At 48.0% G+C, this 2,352-nt stretch carries 3 protein-coding genes; 2 read left to right on the forward strand and 1 reads right to left on the reverse strand.

Features of this window, described 5'->3' with window-relative positions; translation table 11 throughout:
• Positions 1–1,371: hypothetical protein (locus ABGY95_RS07145; protein ID WP_347441002.1), on the forward strand; the 1,371-nt coding region annotated here is incomplete at its 5' end.
• A 65-nt stretch (positions 1,372–1,436) separates the two neighbouring features.
• On the opposite strand, the gene ABGY95_RS07150 is transcribed toward ABGY95_RS07145, so the two are convergent.
• The gene (locus ABGY95_RS07150) at positions 1,437–1,607 is read right to left on the reverse strand and encodes a DUF1427 family protein (protein WP_347441003.1); all 171 of its coding nucleotides are present in this window, start codon (positions 1,605–1,607) and stop codon (positions 1,437–1,439) included.
• A gap of 274 nt (positions 1,608–1,881) precedes the next feature.
• Here ABGY95_RS07150 and ABGY95_RS07155 point away from each other — a divergent pair.
• On the forward strand, positions 1,882–2,352 hold a 471-nt coding region (locus ABGY95_RS07155; RefSeq protein WP_347441004.1), incomplete at its 3' end, for a DUF1802 family protein.

The raw sequence follows: 2,352 nt of genomic DNA on the forward strand, positions 1-2,352 counted from the left end.
CTCCCCGCCACCCGTCCCGGCCAAGGGGGGGGAGTGCGGCCTAATCAGCGACCGGGGACTGGTCGACCAAATACGGCAAGAACGAGCACCGGAAGGCCTATTGCAAAACCACCGATTACAGGACGACCGGGGAGGCCAGGTGCAGGCTTAGCGGGAGGAAACCGTCCAGGTGTTGGGCATCGCCCAGCTAGAGGCAATGCGAACATTGGAAACAATGTAGATATCAACTTTTCAAGAAATGTGAACTGGTCAGTGAATTCACGCCACTGGGGAGGACGCCCGTGGTGGGGATCTGGGGCATACCATGCTTGGCACCACGGTCATTGGCACTATGGCTGGCATCTTAGACCGTATTATTACCGCCCAGGTCGTGTGATAGCATGGGGGCTAGTTGGCTGGGGCATAGGTAGTCTCATCTTTGATTGCGGATACCATCATTACTACAATCCCTACTCAACACAGCTAGTGGTGGTGTATACTGATGGTGGAAAAGCTAATGTAGATTACGCGCAGCCTGTCACTAGCTCGGCGGAGACTGCCGTCGAACAACGATCAGGTATGTCGGAGAAAGAAAGTGATTCGCTTGCTAAAAAAGCAACTGAATCCTTTGATGCCGCAGTCAAGTCGTTCAAAGAGGGAGATTATCTCATGGCTTTGAAGAAGACGGATGAAGCGATCAGCTATGATCCAGGTGAAACGGTGCAACATGAGTTCAGAGCTCTGTGTTTGTTCGCTCTCAAGAAGTATAGCGATGCTGCTTCCGTTCTCAATTCCGTGCTTTCATCCAATCCCGGTTGGGGGTGGGAAACGATGATTGGCCTGTACGCTTCATCAGAAACCTACACAGCTCAGCTCCGAGCCTTAGAGTCTTATTCTAAGAGTGATACTAAAGCTGCAGACGCTCAGTTCTTATTAGGCTATCATTACATGACTCAGGGTCACATGAAGGAGGCTCAGGATGCATTTGCTAAGTGTGTGGAGCTCCAACCGCGTGACCAGATAGCTACTGAGTTGCTTCGACTCACTAAGAATTCCTCCACTGGAGATTCACAGGGCGAGGCTGCTCCTAGCCAAGAAAAGTACACCCCTCCACCTTTGGATCAGATTCAGGGGACTTGGATCGCAAAGAGTGGTGATGGATCTATCAAGTTAACTATCGGAAAGGATAATAAGTTCTCTTGGTCATACAATGACGGTAAGAAACCATTTAAAATGGATGGTGACGCTAGCATGGATGACGGCTTGTTAGTCCTTGGTGGCGACGAGAGTCAAATCGTGGCGGCGATTGAGATGAAAGATGAAAAGATGCTCAACTTCGTCATCGCCGGTGGCCCAGATGGTGATCCTGGCATCAACTTCATAAAATCATAGTTCATATGTTGTGTATCCTCCGTGCTGTTCATTCAGTGCGGGGGATTTTTGTTTTCATGGGCAGGCTACGTAAAGAAGGACTTGATTATCCATTGGTAGAGTTGACTACCTAGGAAAATTCCCACGATGCCGATAATGCCAGATATCACTGGTGGAGCCGGCAGTGGGAGCTTGATTGCTGAAAAAATAATACCAACTAACAGGCCGGCGAAGAGAGCTAAAAGGATTTCTGACATAGGATGAGTAGTTATGGGTGATTCTAACTATAGTTCTTTACCTGTGACTTATACAGAAAAAATGGCTAGTTAGATTCATGCTGGCTCTGACTATTTTTTCTCGTTACTAATCAGTTGAATACCCCCAAAATAAACATCTCAGATGATATTGTAAGTGTGGGTGAGGGGGAGCCACAGATCTGACTAAGCTGATTCAAGGTATTTGAATTTTTGGTGAGAGCGAAAAATCCGCTTGGAAATATAGAAGGTAGAATCTAGTTGTGGGCCTATGTCAGTGGCATTTAAAGAATGGTTTGCGATCTGTGAAGCGCTAGGTCGAGGAGCGCAGGATATTATAATCCGTAAAGGCGGAATCCACGAAGGGCGTGGAGGTTTTGAGTTCGTTCATGACTCGTTTTATCTGTTTCCAACACTCTTCCATAAACAACTCGCCCAAGTGAAGCAGCAGGCCCATGAGTGGATGCCTACGACTCAGAAAAAGCTGTGGAGTCTTGGTGAAATCGTGCCAGTTAAATACCGCTGTACGGTTGAACGTTCAGAGTTACTTACAGATTGGGATGCTGTATTAGAGTTGTCTGGTAGACATGTGTACACCGAGGGGCTTGTCGCGGAACGCTATGGTTGGGAGGGGAAAGGCATGAAGAGTGGCTGTATCAATGTTGCTTACGTTAGAACCGAGGTGTTGATTGAACCCCTGGAGATTGCCTATCAAAAGTCCCACGGAGGATGTCGCAGCTGGATTGAA

The organism is Rubritalea sp. (assembly GCF_039830215.1).
In the GTDB taxonomy this organism is placed as follows: Bacteria; Verrucomicrobiota; Verrucomicrobiia; order Verrucomicrobiales; family Akkermansiaceae; genus Rubritalea.